The sequence below is a fragment of the Terrabacter sp. C0L_2 genome (assembly GCF_036352015.1).
In the GTDB taxonomy this organism is placed as follows: Bacteria; Actinomycetota; Actinomycetes; order Actinomycetales; family Dermatophilaceae; genus Terrabacter; species Terrabacter tumescens.
Map to the genome: position 1 here is coordinate 4,562,424 of NZ_CP143557.1, position 23,427 is coordinate 4,585,850.

Below are 23,427 nucleotides of genomic sequence, written 5' to 3' on the forward strand. Positions count from 1 at the left end.
GACGAGCGCGACAGGCGGGGCGGTCGGGACAGTGGGGGCGGGCGGGACCGCCGAAGCCGGTGGGACGGACGATCTGGGCAGGCGCATGCGGCATCTCCTCGTTGAGACGGTGCGGAAGGGCGCGACGGCATGGCCGTCACCTCATGGAAGTTCCTGCGATCGACTGCAAGAACTTGCGGCAGTCAACCGCCGCCCGGCACACCCCGCAACCTGAAACCGCGCCCGCTCAGTGGGAGAGCTCGGCGACGACCGTCGCCGCCGGCACCGCCCGCGCCGACTGCCACCCGGTGCCGGCCCAGAGCGCGAGCAGGTCGGGCCGCTCGGCCCGGGCCGACGCCCGGCGCAGTGGCACCGTCAGGTGGTGCACCTCGGGGTAGGCAGCGGGGGCGTGCCCGTCGTGGCGGCGCAGGAACTCGGTCTCGAGGCCGCGTGCGAGCCGGCCCGAGTAGGCCCGGGTCACGGCGGTGCGCTCGTAGGCGGGGTCGGCGAGCGCCCTCCGATAGGCCAGGCCGGTCCCCGCCTCCGGTGTCAGCAGCAGGGCGGTCCCGACCTGCACGGCGTCGGCGCCGACGGCCCTGACCTGCGCGGCCCGCTCAGCCGTCGAGATGCCGCCTGCGGCCACGAGCGGCACGTCCGTCTGCGACCGGACGGCCACGACGAGGTCGATGAGGTCACCACCCGAGGGCTGCTTGACCGGGTCGAGCGTGCCGCGGTGCCCGCCGCCGTCGGGACCCTGGAGGCAGAGCCCGTCGACGCCGGCAGCGAGCGCGGCAGCCGCCTCGTCCACGTCGGTGACCGTGGCGACCGTCTCGATCCCGGCTCGCCGCAGCTCGCCGAGCACGGCCTGGCTCGGGAGCCCGAACGTGAAGGACACCAACGGGATCCGCTCCCGGACGACGAGCTCGAGCTTGCGCTCCCAGTCGTCATCGTCCCCCGGGCGCGCCTCCCCCGGCTCGACGCCCAGCTCCTGCGCGTCCCCCAGCAGTGACGCCCGGTAGGTCGCGACGGCGTCCGCGCGGGCCGCGCCGGTCAGCTCCCCCGGCCCCACGGCATACGCGTTCGCCTGCGCGGGCACGAAGAGGTTGACCCCGAACGGGCGGGACGACGCGTCCCACACCTCGGCGATCGCCGCCGCGAGCTGCGGCGCGGTGAGGTAGCCACCGGCCAGCAGGCCGAGGCCACCGGCCTCACCGACCGCGGCGACGAGCTCGGGCGTCGTGGGCCCCCCGGCCATCGGGGCGCCCACGACGCCGGTCTCGAGCGATCGCAGCAGCATGTCCGAGACGCTACTCCGCTCCCCCCTCCCCGGCACAGGTGCCGGGCGACGGGTGGGGAAGGTCACCGCGGCCGGACGACCCGCCCCTCGTCCCACACCGGCTCGGTCGACTCGTAGACCCGGCCGTCGGCGCCGAAGACGAGGAAGCGGTCGAAGCCCCGCGCGAACCACCGGTCGTGCGTCACGGCGACGACGGTCCCGTCGAAGGCGTCCAGCCCCTCCTCGAGCGCCTCGGCCGACTGCAGGTCGAGGTTGTCGGTCGGCTCGTCGAGCAGCAGCATCGTGGCCCCCGACAGCTCGAGGAGCAGGATCTGGAAGCGCGCCTGCTGCCCGCCTGAGAGCGACTCGAACGTCTGCTCCCCCGACCGCGCCAGCTCGTAGCGGTCGAGCGCCCGGGCGGCCTGCTCGCGCGGACGGCCCTCCCGGTGCTCGTCGCCGCGGTGCAGGATCTCGAGCAGCGTGCGCCCCATGAGCGACGGGTGCTCGTGGGTCTGGGCGAACCACCCCGGGCGCACGCGCGAGCCGAGGCGCACGACGCCCGAGTGCTCGACGGGGACCGGGCGCACGTCACCGACCGGCTGGTGCTCGCGCTCGGGGTCGGTGCCGCCGCACGCGAGCAGCCGCAGGAAGTGCGACTTGCCCGAGCCGTTGCTGCCGAGGATCGCGACCCGCTCGCCGTACCAGACCTCGAGGTCGAAGGGCTTCATCAGACCCGTCAGCTCGAGGCCGGTCGCCACGATGGCGCGCTTGGCCGTGCGGCCACCGGTGAGGCGCATCTTGACCGACTGCGTCATCGGCGTCTCCTCGGGCGGGCCGGCCTGCTCGAACTTCGCGAGGCGCGTCTGAGCGGCCTGGTAGCGCGAGGCCATGCCGTCGTTGTACTTGGCCTTGACCTTGAGCGTCTGGACGAGGGTCTTGAGCTTGACGTGCTCCTCGTCCCAGCGGCGGCGCAGCTCCTCGAGGCGGTCGTTGCGGTCCGAGCGGGCCTGCGCGTAGGTCGCGAAGCGCCCCGGGTGCACCCAGAGCGTCGCGCCGGCGGCACCCGGCTCGAGGGTCGCGACGCGGGTGGCGACGCGGTCGAGCAGCTCGCGGTCGTGGCTGATGAACAGCACCGTCTTGGGCGAGGCGACGAGCGCCTCCTCGAGCCAGCGCTTGGTCGGCACGTCGAGGTAGTTGTCCGGCTCGTCGAGCAGGAGCACCTCCTCCGGGCCGCGGAGCAGCGCCTCGAGCACGAGCCGCTTCTGCTCACCGCCGGAGAGCGTCGAGACCGTGCGCCACTGCGCCTGGTCGTAGGGGATGCCGAGCGCGGCGACCGTGCACTGGTCCCAGAGCGTCTCCTGCTCGTAGCCCCCGGCCTCGCCCCACTCGACGAGGGCGTGGGCGTAGGCCATCTGGTCGTCCTCGGAGTCGCGCTCCATCATGAGCAGCTCGGTGCGGTCGACCTCCTCGGCGGCCGTGCGGATGCGGTCGGGAGCCACCGAGACGAGCAGGTCGCGCACCGTCGTGTCGTCGCGCACCTTCCCGATGAACTGGCGCATGACGCCGAGGCCGCCGGAACGGGTCACCGCGCCCTCGTGCGCCGCGATGTCGCCGGCGATGATGCGCGTCAGCGTCGTCTTGCCGGTGCCGTTGGGCCCGATGAGGGCGACCTTGGCGCCCTCCCCCACCCGCACCGAGACGTCGTTGAGCAGCGGCCTGCCGTCCGGCAGGCTGAAGGAGATGGAGTTGACGTCGACGTGTCCCACGAGGGTCAAGCCTGTCGTATGCCGGGTGGCCGCGTCACGCGGTTAAGGGGCCGTCCGCGGCTCACCCCCACGACCACGAGTCGAGGACGGCGCGGTAGACGCCGAGCGCCTCGGGGTGCGTCGGGTCGTAGGTCAGGCGGATGGCATAGACCTTCTCGGTGTAGGCGACGACGTAGTAGACGTCGCGCACCTGCTCGGACTGGTCGACGACGATGCCCATGGCGTGGTAGCCGGCGATGTCGCGCTCCGGTGCGGCCAGCGGCGTCTGGCCCTTGCCCGCGAACCCGGCCCGCAGGCCGTCCACCACCTCGGCCAGCGAGTGCGAGCCGACCTTGATCGGCCGCTCCACCGCGATGAAGGCCCGGACCCCGTCGTCGTCGGGCTGCAGCAGGGTGTCGGGGCGGGGCTGGAGGTCACGTTCGGCCCGGCTCCAGCCGACCGGCTCGAGGTAGCTGTAGTCGACGCCCCGGACGCGGTCCTCGCTCATGGCCACCGGGGCGGTCTGCGAGGGCAGCTGGGCGATGCGGTGGCCGGCGCTGTCGGTCGTCGGCGCCGCTGACGTCGGCAGGTGCACGACGCCGGTGTCGCTCGGGGCGGCCGGCGTCGGGGCGGGGTCGTCCGAGCAGCCGGCCAGACCCGCGGCCACCACCAGGGCGAGCGCCGGCAGCAGCGCCGCCGGCGTCCTCGGACGCCCGATCATGCGACTACGTCCACGCCCATGTCGAGAGGAGCTCGTCGAACTCGGCCATGGCGTGCGTCGCGTCGGCCTGCGAGGAGCTCAGGGTGAGCAGGTAGATGCGGCCCCCGCGCTGGACGCCGTAGGAGCGGGCGAGGACCTTGATGCCCTGCTGCTCGAAGGCCGTGGTGAAGCCGACGGCGGTGACGCCGGCGACGGTCTTGTCCGGGGCTGCGGAGACGGTGCGACCCGCGGCAGCGAGCTGCTTCCTGCCCTTGGCCAGCTCGTCGTCGAGCACCGACTGGTCGCCGTCCGCGGCCGTGACGACGAGGTTGTTGGCGAAGTCGCCCACCTTCTTCGACGACAGCAGCACGAGGTCGATGTCAGCGACGCCCTTGGCCTTGTCGGTCGCCTCGGTCCACCCCTCCGGGGGCACGACGGTGAAGGCACCGGAGCGGCTCCGGACCTCGTCACCCTCGGCCGTCGGGGTGGTCGGGGTCGCGGACGACCCGGCCGACCCGGACGAACCGGACGGGGTGGTCGAGGCGCTCGACGAGGCGGCCGACGCCGGCGGCGCCGAGGCGGTGGTGTCCTTGGAGCAGCCCGTCAGCACGAGCGCGCACGTCAGGAGACCGACCGAGAGGACGCGGGTCGGGCAGGCCTTCATGCGGACGATCCAACCACAGCGGGTGCAGCCACGCCGGTCGGGTCTCGGGCCCGAGACATCCCCCAGCCATCTCCGGGGTATCCCCGGACATCGAGGGTCAGACCGGAGGGCGCCGGGCCCTCGTGACGACGGCGCGTGCGGCGAGGTCCGCGTCGGCCGGGTAGACGACCTCCTCGAGGCTGAGGCCGTGCGGCGGCATGACGTGGATCCCGGCCCCGCGCTCGGCCCGGTCCTGCAGCGCCCGCGGCCAGTCGGCCGCCCGGCGCCCCTCCCCGACGGGGACGACCGCACCGACGAGCGAGCGCACCATGGAGTGGCAGAACGCGTCGGCCCGCACCGTGGCGGCCAGCACGCCGTCCGGCAGCCGGACCCACGAGAAGTCGAGCAGGGTCCGCACGGTCGTCGCGCCCTCGCGCTGGCGGCAGAAGGCGGCGAAGTCCCGCAGGCCGACGAGCGAGCCGGCTGCCTCGTCCATCGCCTCGACGTCGAGAGGGCGGCGCCACCACACGGTGTCGTGCCGCCGCAGCGGGTCGTGGACGGCATCGGCGTCGGCGATCCGGTAGAGGTAGCGCCGCTCCGTGGCGGAGAAGCGCGCGTCGAAGCCCGGCGGCGCCGGCTCTGCCCGGCGCACGACGACGTCGTGGGCCAGCACGCCCCCGAGACGACTGACGAGCGCGACGCCCGGGTCGCGGTCCGACCGACCGGGCAGGGCGGCCCACGCCTCGGGGTCGAGGTCCACGTGCGCGACCTGGCCGCGCGCATGGACGCCTGCGTCCGTGCGTCCTGCCACCGTCACCCGCACGGGTGCGGCGCTGCGCAGCACCGTGGTCAGGGCCGCCGAGAGCTCCCCCTGGACGGTGCGCAGGGATGGCTGGGCAGCCCATCCCGAGAACGCCGTCCCGTCGTACGCGAGGTCGAGTCGCACCCTCATCAGGACCCCGCCCGCCTCGGTCGCACCGGTCGCCTCACTCATCGCGACCGAGCCTAACCGGGGGTGGGTGCCGCGGCGTACCACGCGGCCGTCAACCGCCTCTGACCGTCAGACGTCTTGTGGGTGGAGCGTCGGCAACAGGGCCCGCGCTCTCGGAAGGGGAACTCCATGAACACCATCTCTCGTCGGGCCGCGGGCGCCGCCCTCGCAGCCGCTCTCGCCGTTCCGGCCGCGCTCGCCGCGACCCCGTCAGCCTCCGCCGCACCGTTCTGCGGCCTCACCTGGGGCTCCGGCGCCAGGGCCACGAGCCCCGCGCTGCTGTGGTCGGGCCGGGTCACGGCGGCCAGAACCGGGCAGCACACGTGCTTCGACCGCGTCGTCTTCGACCTCGACCCCGGACGGGGCACGCTCGGCTACCGCGTGCGCTACGTGAGCGCCGTGACCGGACCCGGCAGCGGGCTGCCGATCCCCGTAACCGGCGGCGCGAGGATCCAGATCACCGTCGACGCGCCGTCCACGCTCCGCCGCAGCAGCACGAGCTTCCCGGGCTGGCGGACCTTCCGGCAGCTGACGAACACCGGCAGCTTCGAGGGCTACACCGACTACGGCCTGGGAGTGCGGGCCCGGCTGCCGATGCGGGCCTTCGTCCTGGCCGACGCAGGCGGCGGCCGACGTCTCGTCGTCGACGTCGCCCACGCCTGGTGACCGAGAGGGCACCGATCGAGAGAACACTCCGTCAGCCGGGAGAACGAGAGAGCAGCCCGCCCCGCGAGGGACGGACTGCTCTTTCGATGGTGCGGTGTGGCTCAGGAACCGGAGCCGGCCTTCGTGAAGCCGGCGGCCTCGGCGTCCTCGGCCGACTTGAACCAGAACTCGGCGACCGTCTGGTCGTACCACTGGCCGTCGGGCTCGTGGTACTTGCCCGAGTCGGCGTTGCCCTTGACGGTGTAGCCGTCCTCGGGCGACGAGCCGTCCTCGTTCGCGGCGACAGCGCCCTCGGGCACCTCGGTGGCCTCGGTGGCCTCGGTGGCCTCGGTCGCGTCAGCGTCCTCGGCAGCCTTGGTCTCGGCAGCGGCGGCCTTGGCCTCCTCCTGCTTGGCGGCACGACGCGTCGCGCCCTCGGCCTCCTTGACCGTCGCCTTCTTGGCCGACAGCGGCTCGCGGACGAGCTCGATGACGACCATGGGGGCGTTGTCACCCTTGCGGGCGCCGATCTTCGTGATGCGGGTGTAGCCACCCTCGCGAGCCGCCATGTCGGGGGCGATCTCGGCGAAGAGGCGGTGGACGACACCCTTGTCACGCACGACCGTGAGGACGCGGCGGCGGGCGTGCAGGTCGCCGCGCTTGGCGAACGTGATGAGACGCTCGGCGAGCGGGCGCAGGCGCTTGGCCTTGGCCTCGGTCGTCGTGATCTTGTCGTGCTCGAAGAGCGACGTCGCGAGGTTGGCCAGGATCAGCCGCTCGTGGGCGGGGCCGCCACCGACGCGGGGACCCTTGGTGGGGGTGGGCATTTCGTTTCTCCTAGAAGTCCGACCAGGCCGTTCTCGAGCAAGACGCCGAGGGCTCGGTCAAGAAGCGGTTGGTCAGAGACGCTCGTCCTCGACGAACGACTGGTCGTCGTCGTCGCTGTAGTCATCGTCGCCGTAGCCGTCGACCAGGGCCGACGGGTCGAACCCGGGCGGGCTGTCCTTGAGGGCCAGACCCATGCCGACGAGCTTGGCCTTGACCTCGTCGATCGACTTCGCACCGAAGTTGCGGATGTCGAGCAGGTCGGCCTCGCTGCGGCCCACGAGCTCACCCACGGTGTGGATGCCCTCGCGCTTGAGGCAGTTGTAGGAACGAACCGTCAGGTCGAGGTCCTCGATCGGCAGCGCGAGGTCCGCGGCGAGCGCGGCGTCCGTCGGCGACGGGCCCATGTCGATGCCCTCGGCCTCGACGTTGAGCTCACGGGCCAGGCCGAAGAGCTCGACCAGCGTCTTGCCGGCCGAGGCCATGGCGTCGCGCGGGGTCATCGAGTTCTTCGTCTCGACGTCGACGATGAGCTTGTCGAAGTCGGTGCGCTGCTCGACACGGGTCGCCTCGACCTTGTAGGTCACGGTGAGCACCGGGCTGTAGATCGAGTCGACCGGGATGCGGCCGATCTCCTGGTCACCGGACTTGTTCTGCTGCGCCGAGACGTAGCCACGGCCACGCTCCACGGTCAGCTCCATCTCGAGCTTGCCCTTGTCGTTCAGCGTCGCGATGTGCAGGTCGGGGTTGTGCACCTCGACACCAGCCGGAGGCGTGATGTCGGCGGCGGTGACCGCACCCGGGCCCTGCTTGCGCAGGTACATGACGACCGGCTCGTCGTGCTCCGAGGAGACGACGAGGCCCTTGATGTTGAGGATCATCTCGGTGACGTCCTCCTTCACGCCCGGCACGGTCGTGAACTCGTGGAGCACGCCGTCGATGCGGATGGAGGTGACCGCCGCGCCCGGGATGCTCGAGAGCAGGGTGCGACGGAGGGAGTTGCCGAGCGTGTAGCCGAAGCCGGGCTCGAGCGGCTCGATGGTGAAGCGGCTGCGGTTCTCGACCACGACCTCTTCGGAGAGCACGGGACGCTGTGCGATGAGCACTGTTCAGTTCCTTCCCACGGGCGACCGCCATATGACGCCTCGTGAAACTGCCCGGTCGTGATCCGGGCGGGCCGGCTCGGCTCTGTCTGCGAGCCGACCCCAAGGGCAAGGGATCCCGTATGCCGTGAAGCGGGCTTCACGGCATACGGGGCCTTGAGTCAGTTCTTCGAGTAGAGCTCGACGATCAGCTGCTCGGTGAGCTGCGAGTCGATCTGCGCGCGCACCGGGAGCTGGTGGATGAGGATCTGCAGCGAGCCCTCGACGACCTGCATCCAGGCCGGCACGGGACGCTCGCCGAACGTCTGGCGGGCCAGCTCGATCGGGAAGCTCTCGGCGGACTGCTTGCGGACCGTGATGATGTCGTACTGCTCGACGCGGTAGCTCGGGACGTCGACGCGCACGCCGTTGACCTCGAAGTGGCCGTGCGTCACGAGCTGACGGGCGTGGCGGCGCGTGCGGGCCAGGCCCGCGCGGTAGACCACGTTGTCGAGACGCGTCTCGAGGATCTGGAGGAGGTTCTCGCCGGTCTTGCCGGGGCGCTTCGCCGCTTCCTTGTAGTAGCGGACGAACTGCTTCTCCATGACGCCGTAGGTGAAGCGGGCACGCTGCTTCTCCTGGAGCTGGGTCAGGTACTCCTTCTCCTGGATCCGGCGACGGCCGTGCTGGCCGGGCGGGAACGGGCGGAGCTCGAAGTTCTTGTCGCCGCCGACGAGGTCCATCTTCAGGCGGCGGGACTTCTTGGTGATCGGGCCGGTGTAACGAGCCATGTCTCTAGTTCTCTCTCTCGCTCAGTGCCGGATCAGACGCGACGGCGCTTGGGCGGGCGGACACCGTTGTGCGGCGTGGGCGTGACGTCGCTGATCGCGCCGACCTCCAGGCCGGTGGCGGTGAGCGAACGGATCGCCGTCTCGCGACCCGAGCCCGGGCCCTTGACGAAGACGTCGACCTTGCGCATGCCGTGCTCCATGGCGCGGCGGGCAGCAGCCTCGGCAGCCATCTGGGCGGCGAACGGCGTGGACTTGCGCGAGCCCTTGAAGCCGACCTGGCCGGCGGAGGCCCAGGCGATCACGGCGCCGGTGGGGTCCGTGATCGAGATGATCGTGTTGTTGAACGTGCTCTTGATGTGAGCGTGCCCGTGGGCGACGTTCTTCTTCTCCTTGCGACGAACCTTCGTCACGCGAGCCTTGGGAGGCATTTTTCTCCTACGTCAGAACTGAATGTCGGTGAGACGCGATCGCGGAAGCGATCAGCGTCAGCGGGCCTTCTTCTTGCCGGCCACGGTGCGCTTCGGACCCTTGCGGGTGCGCGCGTTGGTCTTGGTGCGCTGACCGCGCACGGGCAGACCACGACGGTGACGCAGACCTTCGTAGGAACCGATCTCGACCTTGCGGCGGATGTCGGCCTGCACCTCACGGCGAAGGTCACCCTCGAGGCGGTAGTTGCCCTCGAGGAAGTCACGAAGCGCAACGAGCTCGGTCTCACCGAGGTCCTTGACGCGGGTGTTGGGGTCGACGCCGGTGGCAACCAGCGCCTGCTTGGAACGGGTGCGACCGACACCGAAGATGTAGGTCAGTGCGACCTCGACGCGCTTCTCGCGCGGAAGGTCGACTCCAACAAGACGAGCCATGTTGGGTGTCTCCTGATTTCTGTTACGCGGAGGTCTGGAGCAGGTCACCGATCCGGGGTCAAGGCCCGCCACTCAGAAGGACGGGCCACCGGTCCCCGGCCTCCGTGCCGGGGGTGACGTCCTGCGCCGACACGACGGTCGGGCATCAGGGGCCGGGTGCTGCTTTCATTCACTTGTCTTGCGTGCTGTCGAAAGTCTGTCGACGGCGAGGGTGGTGGCTCTGCTCAGCCCTGGCGCTGCTTGTGGCGCAGGTTCTCGCAGATCACCATGACCCGACCGTTGCGGCGGATCACCTTGCACTTGTCGCAGATCTTCTTGACGCTCGGCTGAACCTTCATCTGCCTGCTGTCTTCAGATCGCGCACCTGCCACCGCGGGCCCCGGAGGGCACGTGAGGACCAGGTGCTTGGTTGTGTAATCGGGAGTTGGTGCCTCGCACTCGTCCCGGCCGGACCTCCCACTCGCGCGGGCTGGTCGCGGCCGAGCCTGGTGCTCAGCGGTAGCGGAAGACGATCCGACCGCGGGTCAGGTCATAGGGAGAGAGCTCCACCACCACACGGTCCTCAGGGAGGATCCTGATGTAGTGCTGTCGCATCTTTCCCGAGATGTGTGCGAGCACCTTGTGACCGTTGGAGAGCTCCACCCGGAACATCGCGTTCGGGAGAGCCTCGACGATCGTGCCCTCGATCTCGATGACACCGTCCTTCTTGGCCATATCCTCCGTCTATCTGTAGCTGGCCGACTCGGACTGAGCCGGCCTTGGGGCGTGCCTTGGTGCCGTGCTCCAGGTCGTTCTCGGGGCACAGGCGCGATGCAGGCGTCGAGACACACGACACCCAACGCACAAGAGTACGCCAGATGGCACCGTTCCTGAAATCGACGGGGGCCGGGCCGCCCGCCTTCCGCTCAGGCCTCGAGCTCGGCGCGGCGCAGCCGGACGACCTGCTCGACGACCGGCTCGGGGAGCGGCTGGTCGACGGTGAAGCGGATGGTGCCCTTGCTCAGCGAGAAGCCACCGAGGTCGGGCGCGACGGCCTCGACGACGGCCGGGCTGAACGGGAAGAGCGAGAGGTGCCGCGCCGACGCGGTGATCCCGACGAGCGGCCGACCGTCCAGGCGCAGCGCAGGCATGCCGTAGCTCGTGCCCTCCTCCGCCTCGGGTGCGACCCGCCGCGCGACGTCGACGACGCGTTGCAGCGCCTCGCGCTGGTCGGGCAGGAGGCCGTCGAGGTAGTCACTGATCGTCCCCACCCACCCACGGTCCCACGACCACCGCGCCCCCGAGCCGGTTCGGGGCGTATGCCGTGTGCCCGGGTGAGCGGCCTCGCACCGCGGCATACTGGCCGGATGACCGAGCCCGGCACCGACGCCCCTGCTTCGACCCCGTCCGCGACGCCGCGGGAGCCTGCGGCCACGGCCCCCGACGACCACACCGACGTCGTCACCGCGCCCCCGGCCGAGGCCGAGAGCGTCGAGGCGTACTACGCGCGGATCGAGGCGGCGGCGGGCGAGGACGGCCGGCTGCCCGTGGCCGTCGAGGAGATGCCGGGCTGGGACATCTACCCGTACGAGATCGAGGGCCTGCGCCTCAAGCCCGTGCAGCCCCCGGTCGACGAGGAGCCGGCTCGGCGCGGTGAGCAGGCTGCCGACTGCTGGTGCGCCGGCGGCGTCCCCGATGCCGACGACCGGCTCGTCTGGTCCAACGCCCGCTGGCGGCTGACGCTCACCGTCGACACCGGCCTGCCCGTGATGCTCGTGCTCACGCCCCTGGCGCACCACGACCTGCCCTCCCTGCCGGGAGACCTCGCCGCCGAGATGGGCCAGCTCGTCGTCGCGGTGTCCGACGCCGTCGAGCACGTGCCGAGCGTCGGTCGGGTCCAGCTCGCGAAGTACGGCGACGGCGGGGCGCACCTGCACCTCTTCTTCCTCGGCCGGCCCGCGCGCCTGCTCCAGTTCCGCGGGTCGCCGCTCATCGACTGGGAGGAGAACCTCCCCCGCGTGCCCCTGGACGTGCTGCAGGCGAACGCCCGGGTGGTGGCCGAGCGCATGGTCGTCCACGTCGGCGGGACGCCAGGCACCCTCGGCCGATAGGCCGGAGCTCAGCCCGACCGAGCGGGGCGGGCGGGCTGGTGGCCGGGCCGCTCGAAGAAGAGGACCGCGACGACGCCGACGACGAGCACCGCGGCCGGCAGCATCATCGACTCGGACATCGCCGAGGCGAAGCCGTCGGCCACCCGGGCCGGCATGGCGGCACCCGAGGACTGCAGGCCGCCGAGGTCCCGCGGGATGCCGGGCAGGTCGGCGGTCAAGCGGGCCTGGATGACCGCGGCGATGGCCGCGCTGCCGAGGACCGCACCGACCTGGCGGGTCGTGTTGTAGACGCCCGAGCCGGCCCCGGCCGACGACAGCGGCAGGTTGCGGGTGGCCGTCGCCCCGAGCGGCCCCCACATGAAGGCGTTGCCGACGCCCATGAGCGCCATCGGCAGCAGGAGCACCCACGTCTGCGTCTCGGGGTGCATGACGAGGGCGAGCCACAGCAGCGACGCCGCCGTGAGGCCGATGCCCACCGCGGTGATGCCGCGCGGGTGCACGCGGTCGGACATGCGACCCGCCACGGGCGCCAGGCCGCCGGAGATGACCGCCATCGGGGCGAGCAGCAGCGCCGCCGACGTCGGCGAGAGCCCGCGGACGGCCTGGGCGTAGAGCATGAAGGGGAAGGCCATCGCGGTGATGGAGAAGCCGATCGTCGTGATCGCGATGTTGGCCAGTGAGAAGTTGCGGTCGCCGAAGAGCCCCAGCGGCAGCAGCGGCTCCCGGGTGTTGCGGGCCTGCCACCAGACGAAGGCGCCGAGCACGAGCAGGCCTGCGGCGATGAGCAGCGGCACCGAGATGATCCCGGTGATGGTGCCCCAGTCGTAGGTCTCGCCCTCCTGGACGCCGAAGACGAGCAGGAACATGCCGACCGCCGAGAGGGCGACGCCCAGCCAGTCGAAACGGTGGCTGTGCGTCTCGAGCCGCGGCACGAGGCGGGCCGCGAGCACGAAGGCGACGACGCCCACGGGAACGTTGATGAAGAAGATCCACTCCCAGCCGGGACCGTCGACGAGCAGGCCACCGACGACAGGGCCCACGAGGATCGCGACCCCCGCGGTCGCGCCCCAGAGCGCCATCGCCTGGCCGCGCGAGGCCGCCGGGAACGTGCGCGTGATGACAGCCATCGTCTGCGGCGTCAGCAGCGACGCGCCGAGCCCCTGCACGACACGGGCGACGATGAGCCCGGTGATCGTGCCGGTCAGTCCGCACCAGAGCGAGGCGGCGGTGAAGACGGTCAGCCCGACGAGGTAGAGGTTCTTCGGGCCGTAGCGGTCACCGAGCCGTCCGGTGATGAGCAGCGGGGTGGCGTAGGCGAGCAGGTAGGCGCTCGTGACCCAGATGACGCTGTTGACGTCGGTGCGCAGTCCCCGAAGGATCGCGGGCGTCGCGACCGACACGATGGTCGAGTCGACGAGGATCATGAAGAAGCCGATGACCATGGCCCACAGGGCCGGCCACGGGTTGTGCCCGTCCGGCACGCCGCCCGGGACGCGCGCCGGGGCGGCCGCCTCGCCGGGACCGGTCACCGGGGTGGTGCTCTTCTCGCCGGCCATGGTGGCCCCCTTCCGCCGCGTCGTGCAGCACCCTCGATTGTCCACCCGGGCACCGACAGCCGTCAGGAGCCGCCCGCACGGCTCGTCGGCAGCCCGCGCCCGTCCGGAGGGACAGCGAGGTCAGCGCCGCACGGCGCGGGCGTCAGGCGTACGACCAGCGCGTCGCGAGCCACAGCGGGTCGTAGCCGGTGAGCGGCACCATCCGCCACGTCAGGTCGGCGTCCGAGCTGCGCAGCCGGGCCTCGATGCGGAAGCGGTGCGGCGACTCGATGGCGATGACCTCGGCCCGGAACGTGTCCTCGTCGACCCAGCCTCCGCTCGCGACGACCGGTAGCGTGGCTCCCCCGGCGACGATCTCGCCCTCGCGCCACAGGCCCCGCCCGACCGGCACCCGCAGCCACTCTCCGCGGCGGTTCAGCCCCAGCACGAAGTCGGCTCCGTCCCGCGTCACGGAGACCGCCGTGTAGTCGGCGGCCAGGTCGGAGGCGCTCGCACGGGAGAACTCGGCGTGGTCCGGTCCCAGCGCGTCGCCCGACATCGCGGGGATCTCGAGGCCGGCGAGCCGCTCGGCCAGCGCACGGTCGGCGGCCTCCGACTCCCCCGACCCCGCCGGGCCACCCCGGCCGATGGCCGGCACGAGGTGCTCCCACAGCAGGTCGAGGGTCGCCTGCATGCAGGACTGCTCGGCCGTGATGGCGACGACCGTGTCGTGCTCCGGCAGCACGACGAGGAACTGGCCGTAGGCACCGTCACCGCGGTAGCCCACGCGCTGCATCCAGAACGAGTAGCCGTAGCCGCGGCGCCAGTCGTCGTCGGCGCCCGGGTCCTCGTTGAGCGGGCCGAAGGCGCGCGTGGCCTCGTCGACCCAGGCCTCGGAGAGCAGCTGGCGCCCCTGCCACCGCCCGCGGTCGAGGTAGAGCTGGGCGATGGACGCGATGGCCTCCGTCGTCAGGTGCGAGCCGGTGAAGCCGAGCTCGCGGCCCGCGGGGTCGCGGTGCCAGGGGATGTCGGGAAGCCCCAGGGGCGCGAGCAGCCGCGGGCGCAGCACCTCGGCGACGCCGACGCCGGCGACCCGGCCCACGATGACGGAGAGCAGGTAGGTCGCGACCTGGTTGTAGGCGAAGACCGTGCCGGGGGTCCGGGTGGGAGTCGTCGCGAAGACCCGCGGCACCCAGTCGCCGGTGTCGCCGAAGTCGCTGCCGCTCATCCGGTCGAAGACCTGCGACCACGCGTCCTGCTCGTGACCGACCGTCATCGAGAGGCAGTGCCGCACCCGCACGTCCTCCCAGCCGGGCGAGACGGCGCTCCGGTCGAGCTCCGGGAAGTGATCGAGCACGCGGTCGTCGAGCGACAGGCGCCCCTCCTGCACGAGGAAGCCGACGGCCGTGGCCGTCACCGTCTTGGAGAGGGAGTACGCGAGGTGGACGCGGCTCGCGGCATACGGCCTCCACCAGCCCTCCGCCACGACGTGGCCGTGGCGCACGACCATGAGGCTGTGCAGGCCGAGGTGGTCGCGTTCGGCGGCGTCGACGAGGGCGAGGAGGCCGGTGGCGTCGACGCCCTGCGCCGACGGGGTGCTGCGGGGAAGGCTCACGAGCGCGAGGCTACGCTGCCGCGGCCCCGCGATGGGCCCGCGGGTGGGGCGTCGCGTCAGGAGGTTGCGTCAGGAGGCTTCGTCAGGCGGTCGCATCGAGGGGGGCGTAGGCCGCCCCGACGGCCTCGAGGGCAGCCTTGCCCCCGTCGACGGCCGTGAGGATCCACAGGCCGTCCTGGCGCACGGCGACCGAGTGCTCCCAGTGCGCAGCGCGCGTGCCGTCGAGAGTCACGACGGTCCAGTCGTCGGCGAGCACCTTGGTGTCGATCCCACCGAGCGTGATCATCGGCTCGATGGCGCCGGTGAAGCCGTCGACGAGCTTGGGGCCCGTCTCGCGCACGGCGTAGTTCGGGATCTGCGGGTCCATGTGCATCTCGGTGCCGATGCCGTGACCGACGTACTCGTCGATGACGCCGTAGACGCGGCCGTCGCGCTCGGCGGCCTCGTGGATGCTGGCCTCGACCGCGTCGCCGACGGCGTAGAGGCGGCCGCCGACCTGCATGGCGGCGATGCCGGCGTAGAGGCTCGCCTCGGTCGCGTCGATGAGGGCGAGGTCCTCGGGCCGGCCGGCCTCGCGGCCGCCGACGACGGCAGTGAAGGCCGCGTCGCCGTTCCAGCCCTCGACCTCGGCGCCGCAGTCGACGGAGACGATGTCGCCGGCCTCCAGCACGCGCGGGCCCGGGATGCCGTGGACGACCTCGTCGTTGACGCTCGTGCAGAGCGTGTGGCTGTAGCCCGGGACGAGCTGGAAGTTCGGGATGCCGCCGTTGCTGCGGATGTGCTCCTCGGCGAGGCGGTCGAGCTCGAGCGTGGTCATGCCCGGTCGCAGCTCCGCGGCCAGCAGCTCGAGGGTGCGCCCGACGAGCAGCCCCGCCTCACGCATGAGGAGGAGCTGCTCGTCGGTGCGGCCCTGGAGCCGGTTCCGGCGTCCGAACATGAATGGTCCTTCTGGGTGGCTGCGGTGTGGCGCAGTCGGGGCTCAGCCGTGCTGCGGCAGGGCCGCGATGACACGGTCGGTGACCTCGTCGACGGCGCCCATGCCGTCGACCTTGACGAGGAGCCCGACGTGCTCGTAGTGCTGCGCGAGCGGCGCGGTCTCCTTGCGGTAGATCGCCTGGCGCTCGCGGATGACGTCCTCGGTGTCGTCGGCGCGGCCCTCGGTCTCGGCGCGCTTGAGGAGGCGCTGGACGATGGCGTCCTCGTCGACCTCGAGCTCCAGCACGGCGTCGAGCGCGTGTCCGTGGCGCTGGAGCATCGCGTCGAGGGCGTCGACCTGGCCCGCGGTGCGCGGGTAGCCGTCGAGCAGGAAGCCATCGGTCGCGTCGTCCCAGGACAGACGGTCCTCGACGATCTCGTTGGTGATGTCGTCGGAGACGTAGCCGCCCGACTTGATGATCTCGTCGACCTTGACGCCCAGCGGGGTCTGGTCCTTGATGTTGGCGCGGAAGATGTCGCCGGTCGAGATGGCCGGGATGCCGAGGCGCTCGGCGATCTGAGCCGCCTGCGTGCCCTTACCGGCGCCGGGCGGGCCGAGGATGATCAGTCGCATTAACGGAGGAACCCTTCGTAGTGACGCTGCTGCAGCTGCGCCTCGATCTGCTTCACGGTCTCGAGGCCCACACCGACGACGATGAGGATCGAGGTGCCACCGAACGGGAAGTTCTGGTTGGCACCGACGAGGACGAGGGCCACGAGCGGGATGAGCGAGACGATGGCGAGGTAGATGGCACCCGGCACGGTGATTCGGGTCAGGACGTAGTTGAGGTACTCGGCCGTGGGTCGCCCGGCCCGGATACCCGGGATGAAGCCGCCGTACTTCTTCATGTTCTCCGCGACCTCGGTCGGGTTGAACGTGATGGACACGTAGAAGAACGTGAAGAAGAGGATGAGGGCGACGTAGGTGGCCATGTAGATCGGGTGGTCACCCTTGACGAGGTTGTCCTGCACCCACTGCACCCAGCCGGGGTTGTTGCCGTCGGCGCGCGTGTTGAACTGCGCGACGAGGCCCGGCAGGGCGAGCAGGGAGCTGGCGAAGATGACGGGGATGACGCCGGCCATGTTGACCTTGAGCGGGATGTAGGTCGACGTGCCGCCGTACATGCGGCGGCCGACCATGCGCTTGGCGTACTGCACCGGGATGCGGCGCTGGGACTGCTCGACGAAGACGACCGCGGCGATGACGAAGATGCCGAGGAGCAGGATGCCGAGGAAGGTGCCCCAGCCCTTGTTCTCCTTGATGCCCCAGAGCGAGGCCGGGAAGCCGGCGGCGATGGAGGTGAAGATCATCAGGGACATGCCGTTGCCGACGCCCTTGTCGGTGATGAGCTCACCGAACCACATGATCAGGCCGGTGCCGGCCGTCATGGTCAGGACCATGATGAGGATCGTGACCATCGACTGGTCGGTCATGATCGTGTCGCACTGGCCGCCGAAGAGGCTGGAGGGGTTGCGAGCGAAGGTGACGAGCGTCGCCGACTGGAGGATCGCGAGACCGATCGTCAGGTAGCGGGTGTACTGCGTCAGCTTGCTCTGACCCGACTGGCCCTCCTCCTTGAGCGCCTCGAAGCGCGGGATGACGACGGTCAGCAGCTGGATGATGATGCTCGCCGTGATGTACGGCATGATCCCGAGCGCGAAGACCGACAGCTGCAGCAGCGCGCCGCCGCTGAAGAGGTTGGCCAGGTTGAGGAACCCGCTCTGGTCGCCGGACTGGCCCTTGCTGGCCTGCAGACAGTTCTGCACGAGGCTGTAGCTGATGCCGGGCGTCGGGACGTGCGAACCGAGACGGAACAGCACGATGATGCCGAGCGTGAAGAGCAGCTTCTTGCGCAGGTCCGGGGTACGGAACGCGCGTGCGAAAGCGGCGAGCACTGGGTCCTCCTGGGGGGCCGCACGGTGGCGCGGCATAAGTCATGCAATCCGTGGAAGGTTAACGCAAAGGCGCAGCGCCCCGGGCCCCCACCGCGGTGGCCGACGTCACGTCGGCTCGCGGGTCGGGCGCCCGGGGCGCTGCTCACACGAGGTGTGTGGTGGTCACTCGAGGTCTGTTCGACGAAGATCGATCAGCCTGCGAGGGCCGTGACCGTGCCGCCGGCGGCCTCGATCTTCTCCTTGGCGGAGGCCGAGAATTTGTGCGCCTCGACCTCGACCTTGACGGAGATCTCACCCGTGCCGAGCACCTTCACCGGGAAGCCGTCACGGACGGCACCCTTGGCGACGAGGTCGGCGACGGACACCTGACCACCCTCCGGGAAGAGCAGCTGCAGGCGGTCCAGGTTCACGACCTGGTACTCCGTGCGGAACGGGTTCTTGAATCCGCGGAGCTTCGGGAGGCGCATGTGCATCGGCATCGAGCCGCCCTCGAAACGCTCCGGGACCTGGTAACGGGCCTTCGTGCCCTTGGTACCACGACCGGCGGTCTTGCCCTTGGAGCCCTCACCACGACCGACACGGGTCTTGGCGGTCTTGGCTCCGGGGGCCGGACGCAGGTGGTGGACCTTGAGGGCGGACTCGCCCGACTTCTTGGCGTTGTCAGCCATGGTCAGTCAACCTCCTCGACGGACACGAGGTGCGTGACCGTCTTGACCATCCCGCGGATCTCGGGACGGTCCTCCTTGACGACGACGTCGCCAATGCGCTTCAGACCGAGGCTGCGCAGCGTGTCACGCTGGTTCTGCTTGCCACCGATCTCGGAACGGGTCTGGGTCACCTTGAGACGAGCCATCACGCACCAGCCTTCGCGGCCTGGGCCTCGGCGAGGCCGGCGGCACGGGCCTTGAGCATGGCCGCCGGAGCGACCTCCTCGAGGGTCTTGCCACGACGGGCAGCGACCGACTCGGGGCGCTCGAGCTCGCGCAGGGCCTGGGCCGTGGCGTGCACGATGTTGATGGCGTTGTCGGAGCCCAGCGACTTGCTGAGGACGTCGTGGATGCCGGCGCACTCGAGCACCGCACGCACCGGGCCACCGGCGATGACACCGGTACCGGGGGCGGCGGGGCGGAGCATGACGACACCAGCGGCCGCCTCACCCTGGACGGGGTGCGGGATGGTGCCCTGGATGCGCGGGACCTTGAAGAAGTTCTTCTTGGCCTCCTCGACACCCTTGGCGATGGCCGCGGGAACTTCCTTGGCCTTGCCGTAGCCGACACCCACCGTGCCGTCACCGTCACCGACGACGACGAGGGCGGTGAAGCTGAAGCGACGACCACCCTTGACGACCTTGGCGACACGGTTGATGGTCACGACGCGCTCGACGTACTGGTTCTTGTCGTCACGGCTGTCGCGGTTGTCGCGGCCGCCGCGGTTGTCACGGCGGTCTCCGCGCTCGGTGCGCTCGCCGCCACCGGCGGGGCCGGTGCCTCGACGCTGCTGTCCGGGCATCAGATGTTCCTCATCTCAACAATTGCGTTCACGAAGTTGCTCACAGGGACAGACCGCCTTCGCGGGCGCCCTCGGCGATCGCCGCGACACGGCCGTGGTACTTGTTGCCACCACGGTCGAACACGACGGCCTCGATACCGGCGTCCTTGGCACGGGCGGCCACGAGCTCGCCGACCTTCTTGGCCTTGGCCGTCTTGTCGCCGTCGAAGGCACGCAGGTCGGCCTCCATCGTCGAGGCAGAGGCCACGGTCTTGCCGACGGTGTCGTCGACGACCTGGACGAACAGGTGACGGGTGGAGCGCGACACGACGAGGCGGGGACGGACCGCGGTGCCGGCGATCTTCTTGCGACCGCGCACCTGGCGACGGATGCGGGCGGCAGCCTTGGACTTGCCGCGCTTGATGATCATTGCCATGGCTTACTTACCGGCCTTTCCAACCTTGCGACGGATCTGCTCGCCCGCGTAGCGAACGCCCTTGCCCTTGTACGGGTCGGGCTTGCGCAGCTTGCGGATGTTCGCCGCGACCTCGCCGACGAGCTGCTTGTCGATGCCCTGCACCGAGAAGCGGGTCGGGTTCTCGACGGCGAAGCTGATGCCGGCGGGAGCCTGGATGAGGATCGGGTGCGAGTATCCGAGCGAGAACTCGAGGTCCGAGCCCTTCGCCGCGACACGGTAACCCGTGCCGTGGATCTCCATCTTCTTCTCGTAGCCCTCGGTGACACCGAGGACCATGTTGTTGATGAGCGAGCGGGTCAGGCCGTGGCGCGAGCGCGAGTCGCGCTCGTCGTCGGGGCGCTTGACCTCGAGGTTGCCCTCGCCCAGCTCGACCGTGATCGGCTGAACGACGGTCAGGGAGAGCTCACCCTTGGGGCCCTTGACGAAGACGTCCTGGCCCTCGACCTTGACGTCCACACCCGAGGGGATGGAGACCGGGAGTCGTCCGATTCGCGACATGTCAGTGTCTCCTTACCAGACGTAGGCGAGGACTTCCCCACCCACGCCCTTCTCGTGTGCCTGGCGGTCGGTCAGCAGACCGTTCGACGTCGACAGGATCGCGACGCCGAGGCCACCGAGAACCTTGGGCAGGTTCGTCGACTTGGCGTAGACGCGCAGACCGGGCTTGCTCACGCGACGCACACCGGCGATGGAGCGCTCGCGGTTCGGGCCGTACTTGAGGTCGATGGTCAGCGTCTGGCCGACCTCCGCCTCCTCGATCTTCCACGAGGCGATGTAGCCCTCGGACTGGAGGATCTCGGCGATGTTCTTCTTCAGCTTCGAGTACGGCATGGAGACGACGTCGTGGTGCGCCGAGTTGGCGTTCCGGACGCGGGTCAGCATGTCCGCAATCGGGTCAGTCATGGTCATGTGGGCTCTCCGCCCTTCCTCACCGGGGTTTCGACCGGGGCTATCTGCCCGGCGACGGCTGGGCCGTCGTGTGGCCGACCTACGGTGTCAGAGGTGTGTTGGTCTGGGATGTGCTCTGGGCTCGGGAGCCGAATTACCAGGAGCTCTTGGTCACGCCCGGCAGCTCGCCCGCGTGCGCCATCTCGCGAAGGCAGATGCGGCAGAGGCCGAACTTGCGGTACACCGAGTGCGGACGGCCGCACTTCTGGCAACGGGTGTACGCGCGGACCTTGAACTTCGGCTTCCGGTTCGCCTTGTTAACGAGCGCGGTCTTGGCCATGTCAGTTCTCCTTGAAGGGGAAGCCGAGCTGCTTGAGCAGCGCGCGACCCTCGTCATCGTTGGTCGCCGTGGTGACCACGGTGATGTCCATGCCCCGCACGCGGTCGATCCGGTCCTGGTCGATCTCGTGGAACATCGACTGCTCGGTCAGGCCGAACGTGTAGTTGCCGTTGCCGTCGAACTGCTTCGGCGACAGGCCACGGAAGTCGCGGATACGCGGGAGGGCGATCGTCACGAGACGGTCGAGGAACTCCCACATGCGGTCGCCACGAAGCGTCGTGTGGGCGCCGATTGGCATGCCCTCACGCAGCTTGAACTGGGCGATGGACTTGCGCGCCTTGGTCACGACCGGCTTCTGGCCCGTGATGGCGGTGAGGTCGCGGACGGCACCCTCGATGAGCTTGCTGTCCTTGGCCGCGTCGCCGACACCCATGTTGACGACGACCTTGACGACGCCGGGAACCTGCATGACGTTCGCGTAGCCGAACTGCTCGAGCATCGAGCCCTTGATCTCGTCCTGGTAGCGCTGCTGGAGGCGCGGCTTGGTGCTGGTCTCAGTCATCTCAGAGGTCCTTGTCCGACTTGACCGCGACACGGACGCGCGATGCCTTCTGGCGGCCGTTCCGCTCGACGGTCTCGACACGCGTCTTCACACGGGTCGGCTTCTTCGACTCGGGGTCGACGATCGCGACGTTGCTCACGTGGATCGCAGCCTCGGTGTGCGTCAGGCCACCGGTGCGCGTGCCACGGGCGGTCGCGCCGGCCTTGACGTGCTTGGTGACGCGGTTGATGCCCTCGACCAGCACACGCTGGGTCTCCGGGTAGACCGCGATGACCTTGCCCTGCTTGCCCCGGTCGCCGCCGTTCTTCTGGCTGCGGCCGGAGATGACCTGGACGAGGTCACCCTTCTTGATCTTCATCTTGCTGGTGGTCTTCGCCATGTTCACAGCACCTCCGGCGCGAGCGAGATGATCTTCATGAACTTCTTCTCGCGAAGCTCACGGCCCACCGGGCCGAAGATACGGGTACCACGGGGGTCACCGTCGGCCTTGAGGATCACGGCCGCGTTCTCGTCGAACTTGATGTACGAGCCGTCGGCGCGGCGACGCTCCTTGACGGTGCGGACGATGACGGCCTTGACGACGTCACCCTTCTTCACGTTGCCGCCCGGGATCGCGTCCTTGACGGTGGCGACGATGGTGTCGCCGATGCCGGCGTACCGACGGCCCGAGCCACCGAGAACACGGATGCACAGGATTTCCTTGGCACCGGTGTTGTCGGCGACGCGAAGCCGCGACTCCTGCTGAATCACTGTCTAACTCCTGTCGTCGTGCTGGTTCTCACGAGGAAGCCGCGCGCAGCGCGCCTTCCTCGTGAGCCTTGCCGAACTGAATGGAACTGTGGTCTTGGTGCGGGCCGGACGGCATACGAGCACGTATGCCGCCAGCCCACTCCCCCAGCCACGCGGGCGTTTCGGGGGCACTCGGGGGCAGGGCCCCCAGAGGGTTGCTTACTTGGCCTTCTCGAGGATCTCGACGATGCGCCAGCGCTTCGTCGCCGACAGCGGACGCGTCTCCATGATGAGGACGCGGTCGCCGACGTTCGCGGCGTTCTGCTCGTCGTGCGCCTTGACCTTGCTGGTGCGGCGGATGACCTTGCTGTAGAGCGCGTGCTTGACGCGGTCCTCGACCTCGACGACGACGGTCTTGTCCATCTTGTCGCTCACCACGTAACCCTGGCGGGTCTTGCGGTAGTTGCGGTCACCGGCCTGGTCGCTCACGACCTTCTCCTGCTCGCTCATGCGTCAGCCTCCTGCGCCTTGTCAGCCTTCTTGGCCTTCTTCTCGGCCTTGTCAGCCTTCTCGGGCTTGTCAGCCTTCTTGTCGGCCTTGGCCGACTTCTTCTCGGCCTTCTCGGCCTTCTCCTCCGCCTTGGGGGCGGCGGGGGCCGAGCCGATGCCGAGCTCGCGCTCACGCATCTCGGTGTAGATCCGCGCGATGTCCTTCTTGACGGCGCGCAGACGGCCGTGGTTGTCCAGCTGGCCGGTGGCCGACTGGAAACGCAGGTTGAACAGCTCTTCCTTGGCCTTCTTCAGCTCGTCCGCCAGCTTGGTGTCGTCCAGACCACGCAGCTGCTCGGGAGCCAGGTCCTTGGTTCCGACTGCCATCAGATGTCACCACCCTCACGCTGAACGAAGCGGCACTTCATGGGGAGCTTGTGCATCGCGAGACGCATGGCCTCACGCGCCACCGGCTCTGCCACGCCCGAGATCTCGAACATGACGCGGCCCGGCTTGACGTTGGCGATCCACCACTCCGGCGAACCCTTACCGGAACCCATGCGGGTCTCGGCGGGCTTCTTGGTGAGCGGACGGTCGGGGTAGATGTTGATCCACACCTTGCCGCCACGCTTCATGTAGCGGGTCATCGCGATACGAGCGGACTCGATCTGACGGTTGGTCACGTAGGCCGGCTCGAGAGCCTGGATGCCGAAGTCACCGAAGGCGATCGTGGTGCCACCCTTGGCCGCGCCGTGGCGGTTCGGGTGGTGCTGCTTGCGGTGCTTGACTCGACGGGGAATCAACAT

The 23,427-nt window shown here is 70.0% G+C and carries 33 protein-coding genes; 2 read left to right on the forward strand and 31 right to left on the reverse strand.

The features are described 5' to 3' along the window. Nucleotides 1-226: 226 nt before the first annotated feature. From U5C87_RS21170 to truA, 5 genes are all read right to left on the reverse strand, one after another. Nucleotides 227-1,276 carry a nitronate monooxygenase gene (locus tag U5C87_RS21170; protein WP_330474398.1) on the reverse strand — a complete coding sequence of 350 codons (1,050 nt, stop codon included), beginning with the start codon at nt 1,274-1,276 and terminating at the stop codon, nt 227-229. Between the two features lie 62 nt (nt 1,277-1,338). Continuing rightward, nucleotides 1,339-3,021 carry an ABC-F family ATP-binding cassette domain-containing protein gene (locus tag U5C87_RS21175; protein WP_330476731.1) on the reverse strand — a complete coding sequence of 561 codons (1,683 nt, stop codon included), beginning with the start codon at nt 3,019-3,021 and terminating at the stop codon, nt 1,339-1,341. Between the two features lie 61 nt (nt 3,022-3,082). After that, on the reverse strand, nt 3,083-3,721 hold the full coding sequence (locus tag U5C87_RS21180) for a hypothetical protein (protein ID WP_330474399.1): 639 nt from the start codon (nt 3,719-3,721) through the stop codon (nt 3,083-3,085). 4 nt (nt 3,722-3,725) lie between these two features. Further along, a complete protein-coding gene (locus U5C87_RS21185) occupies nt 3,726-4,364 on the reverse strand; it encodes a hypothetical protein (protein WP_330474400.1) in 639 nt (212 codons plus the stop codon). A gap of 97 nt (nt 4,365-4,461) precedes the next feature. Beyond that, nucleotides 4,462-5,337, reverse strand: a complete 876-nt coding sequence (truA, locus tag U5C87_RS21190; RefSeq protein ID WP_330474401.1) for a tRNA pseudouridine(38-40) synthase TruA — start codon at nt 5,335-5,337, stop codon at nt 4,462-4,464. A gap of 126 nt (nt 5,338-5,463) precedes the next feature. Here truA and U5C87_RS21195 point away from each other — a divergent pair, with 126 nt between their 5' ends. After that, entirely contained in the window at nt 5,464-6,000 is a 537-nt protein-coding gene (locus U5C87_RS21195; RefSeq protein ID WP_330474402.1) for an AMIN-like domain-containing (lipo)protein, read from the forward strand. A gap of 101 nt (nt 6,001-6,101) precedes the next feature. On the opposite strand, the gene rplQ is transcribed toward U5C87_RS21195, so the two are convergent. From rplQ to U5C87_RS21235, 8 genes are all read right to left on the reverse strand, one after another. Then, the gene (gene rplQ / locus U5C87_RS21200) at nt 6,102-6,806 is read right to left on the reverse strand and encodes a 50S ribosomal protein L17, sunset domain variant (protein ID WP_330474403.1); all 705 of its coding nucleotides are present in this window, start codon (nt 6,804-6,806) and stop codon (nt 6,102-6,104) included. A 72-nt stretch (nt 6,807-6,878) separates the two neighbouring features. After that, nucleotides 6,879-7,910 carry a DNA-directed RNA polymerase subunit alpha gene (locus U5C87_RS21205; protein ID WP_030194272.1) on the reverse strand — a complete coding sequence of 344 codons (1,032 nt, stop codon included), beginning with the start codon at nt 7,908-7,910 and terminating at the stop codon, nt 6,879-6,881. A 158-nt stretch (nt 7,911-8,068) separates the two neighbouring features. Further along, nucleotides 8,069-8,677: a 30S ribosomal protein S4 gene (gene rpsD, locus U5C87_RS21210; protein WP_030194270.1), complete on the reverse strand. Its 609-nt coding sequence runs from the start codon at nt 8,675-8,677 to the stop codon at nt 8,069-8,071. A 32-nt stretch (nt 8,678-8,709) separates the two neighbouring features. Then, nucleotides 8,710-9,105 (reverse strand): 30S ribosomal protein S11, encoded by a 396-nt coding sequence (gene rpsK, locus U5C87_RS21215; protein ID WP_020143208.1) that lies wholly within the window; start codon nt 9,103-9,105, stop codon nt 8,710-8,712. A gap of 57 nt (nt 9,106-9,162) precedes the next feature. Further along, nucleotides 9,163-9,537, reverse strand: coding sequence for a 30S ribosomal protein S13 (gene rpsM, locus U5C87_RS21220; protein WP_030194267.1), 375 nt, complete (start codon nt 9,535-9,537; stop codon nt 9,163-9,165). Between the two features lie 224 nt (nt 9,538-9,761). Further along, entirely contained in the window at nt 9,762-9,875 is a 114-nt protein-coding gene (gene rpmJ / locus U5C87_RS21225; protein ID WP_006592630.1) for a 50S ribosomal protein L36, read from the reverse strand. Between the two features lie 154 nt (nt 9,876-10,029). Continuing rightward, nucleotides 10,030-10,251 carry a translation initiation factor IF-1 gene (gene infA, locus U5C87_RS21230; protein WP_013493543.1) on the reverse strand — a complete coding sequence of 74 codons (222 nt, stop codon included), beginning with the start codon at nt 10,249-10,251 and terminating at the stop codon, nt 10,030-10,032. 191 nt (nt 10,252-10,442) lie between these two features. Continuing rightward, nucleotides 10,443-10,787, reverse strand: a complete 345-nt coding sequence (locus tag U5C87_RS21235; protein ID WP_330474404.1) for an iron chaperone — start codon at nt 10,785-10,787, stop codon at nt 10,443-10,445. A gap of 96 nt (nt 10,788-10,883) precedes the next feature. Between U5C87_RS21235 and U5C87_RS21240 the strand changes: the two genes are divergently transcribed. After that, nucleotides 10,884-11,627, forward strand: coding sequence for a hypothetical protein (locus tag U5C87_RS21240; RefSeq protein ID WP_330474405.1), 744 nt, complete (start codon nt 10,884-10,886; stop codon nt 11,625-11,627). An 8-nt stretch (nt 11,628-11,635) separates the two neighbouring features. Here U5C87_RS21240 and U5C87_RS21245 read toward each other — a convergent pair whose 3' ends face one another. The 18 genes from U5C87_RS21245 to rplP form a co-directional block, all read right to left on the reverse strand. Then, nucleotides 11,636-13,183: a DHA2 family efflux MFS transporter permease subunit gene (locus U5C87_RS21245; protein WP_443082083.1), complete on the reverse strand. Its 1,548-nt coding sequence runs from the start codon at nt 13,181-13,183 to the stop codon at nt 11,636-11,638. 142 nt (nt 13,184-13,325) lie between these two features. After that, nucleotides 13,326-14,777, reverse strand: coding sequence for a serine hydrolase domain-containing protein (locus U5C87_RS21250; protein WP_330474406.1), 1,452 nt, complete (start codon nt 14,775-14,777; stop codon nt 13,326-13,328). Nucleotides 14,778-14,859: 82 nt separating this feature from the next. Continuing rightward, nucleotides 14,860-15,714: a type I methionyl aminopeptidase gene (map, locus tag U5C87_RS21255; RefSeq protein ID WP_030194255.1), complete on the reverse strand. Its 855-nt coding sequence runs from the start codon at nt 15,712-15,714 to the stop codon at nt 14,860-14,862. Nucleotides 15,715-15,756: 42 nt separating this feature from the next. After that, nucleotides 15,757-16,326: an adenylate kinase gene (locus U5C87_RS21260; protein ID WP_330474407.1), complete on the reverse strand. Its 570-nt coding sequence runs from the start codon at nt 16,324-16,326 to the stop codon at nt 15,757-15,759. After that, nucleotides 16,326-17,648: a preprotein translocase subunit SecY gene (gene secY, locus U5C87_RS21265; RefSeq protein WP_030194249.1), complete on the reverse strand. Its 1,323-nt coding sequence runs from the start codon at nt 17,646-17,648 to the stop codon at nt 16,326-16,328. Before secY ends, U5C87_RS21260 begins: the two co-directional genes overlap by 1 nt. A 191-nt stretch (nt 17,649-17,839) precedes the next feature. Beyond that, nucleotides 17,840-18,316, reverse strand: coding sequence for a 50S ribosomal protein L15 (gene rplO, locus U5C87_RS21270; protein WP_020143225.1), 477 nt, complete (start codon nt 18,314-18,316; stop codon nt 17,840-17,842). Nucleotides 18,317-18,318: 2 nt separating this feature from the next. After that, on the reverse strand, nt 18,319-18,501 hold the full coding sequence (rpmD, locus tag U5C87_RS21275; protein WP_020143226.1) for a 50S ribosomal protein L30: 183 nt from the start codon (nt 18,499-18,501) through the stop codon (nt 18,319-18,321). Continuing rightward, nucleotides 18,501-19,157: a 30S ribosomal protein S5 gene (rpsE, locus tag U5C87_RS21280; protein ID WP_030194245.1), complete on the reverse strand. Its 657-nt coding sequence runs from the start codon at nt 19,155-19,157 to the stop codon at nt 18,501-18,503. Before rpsE ends, rpmD begins: the two co-directional genes overlap by 1 nt. Nucleotides 19,158-19,197: 40 nt before the next feature. Further along, nucleotides 19,198-19,572, reverse strand: coding sequence for a 50S ribosomal protein L18 (gene rplR, locus U5C87_RS21285; RefSeq protein WP_030194244.1), 375 nt, complete (start codon nt 19,570-19,572; stop codon nt 19,198-19,200). Between the two features lie 3 nt (nt 19,573-19,575). Continuing rightward, nucleotides 19,576-20,112: a 50S ribosomal protein L6 gene (gene rplF, locus U5C87_RS21290; protein WP_030194242.1), complete on the reverse strand. Its 537-nt coding sequence runs from the start codon at nt 20,110-20,112 to the stop codon at nt 19,576-19,578. Nucleotides 20,113-20,124: 12 nt separating this feature from the next. Next, complete coding sequence (gene rpsH, locus U5C87_RS21295; protein WP_020143230.1) at nt 20,125-20,523, reverse strand: 30S ribosomal protein S8; 399 nt, start codon at nt 20,521-20,523, stop codon at nt 20,125-20,127. Between the two features lie 133 nt (nt 20,524-20,656). Continuing rightward, nucleotides 20,657-20,842: a type Z 30S ribosomal protein S14 gene (locus tag U5C87_RS21300; RefSeq protein ID WP_020143231.1), complete on the reverse strand. Its 186-nt coding sequence runs from the start codon at nt 20,840-20,842 to the stop codon at nt 20,657-20,659. A 1-nt stretch (nt 20,843) separates the two neighbouring features. Beyond that, nucleotides 20,844-21,404 carry a 50S ribosomal protein L5 gene (gene rplE / locus U5C87_RS21305; protein ID WP_330474408.1) on the reverse strand — a complete coding sequence of 187 codons (561 nt, stop codon included), beginning with the start codon at nt 21,402-21,404 and terminating at the stop codon, nt 20,844-20,846. Between the two features lies 1 nt (nt 21,405). Further along, on the reverse strand, nt 21,406-21,783 hold the full coding sequence (gene rplX, locus U5C87_RS21310) for a 50S ribosomal protein L24 (protein WP_030194238.1): 378 nt from the start codon (nt 21,781-21,783) through the stop codon (nt 21,406-21,408). Nucleotides 21,784-21,785: 2 nt separating this feature from the next. Continuing rightward, nucleotides 21,786-22,154, reverse strand: coding sequence for a 50S ribosomal protein L14 (gene rplN, locus U5C87_RS21315; RefSeq protein ID WP_020143234.1), 369 nt, complete (start codon nt 22,152-22,154; stop codon nt 21,786-21,788). Nucleotides 22,155-22,352: 198 nt separating this feature from the next. Beyond that, nucleotides 22,353-22,643 carry a 30S ribosomal protein S17 gene (rpsQ, locus tag U5C87_RS21320; RefSeq protein WP_030194236.1) on the reverse strand — a complete coding sequence of 97 codons (291 nt, stop codon included), beginning with the start codon at nt 22,641-22,643 and terminating at the stop codon, nt 22,353-22,355. Continuing rightward, complete coding sequence (gene rpmC, locus U5C87_RS21325; protein WP_330474409.1) at nt 22,640-23,008, reverse strand: 50S ribosomal protein L29; 369 nt, start codon at nt 23,006-23,008, stop codon at nt 22,640-22,642. The genes rpsQ and rpmC overlap by 4 nt, the downstream gene beginning before the upstream one ends. Next, on the reverse strand, nt 23,008-23,427 hold the full coding sequence (gene rplP, locus U5C87_RS21330) for a 50S ribosomal protein L16 (RefSeq protein ID WP_030194232.1): 420 nt from the start codon (nt 23,425-23,427) through the stop codon (nt 23,008-23,010). Before rplP ends, rpmC begins: the two co-directional genes overlap by 1 nt.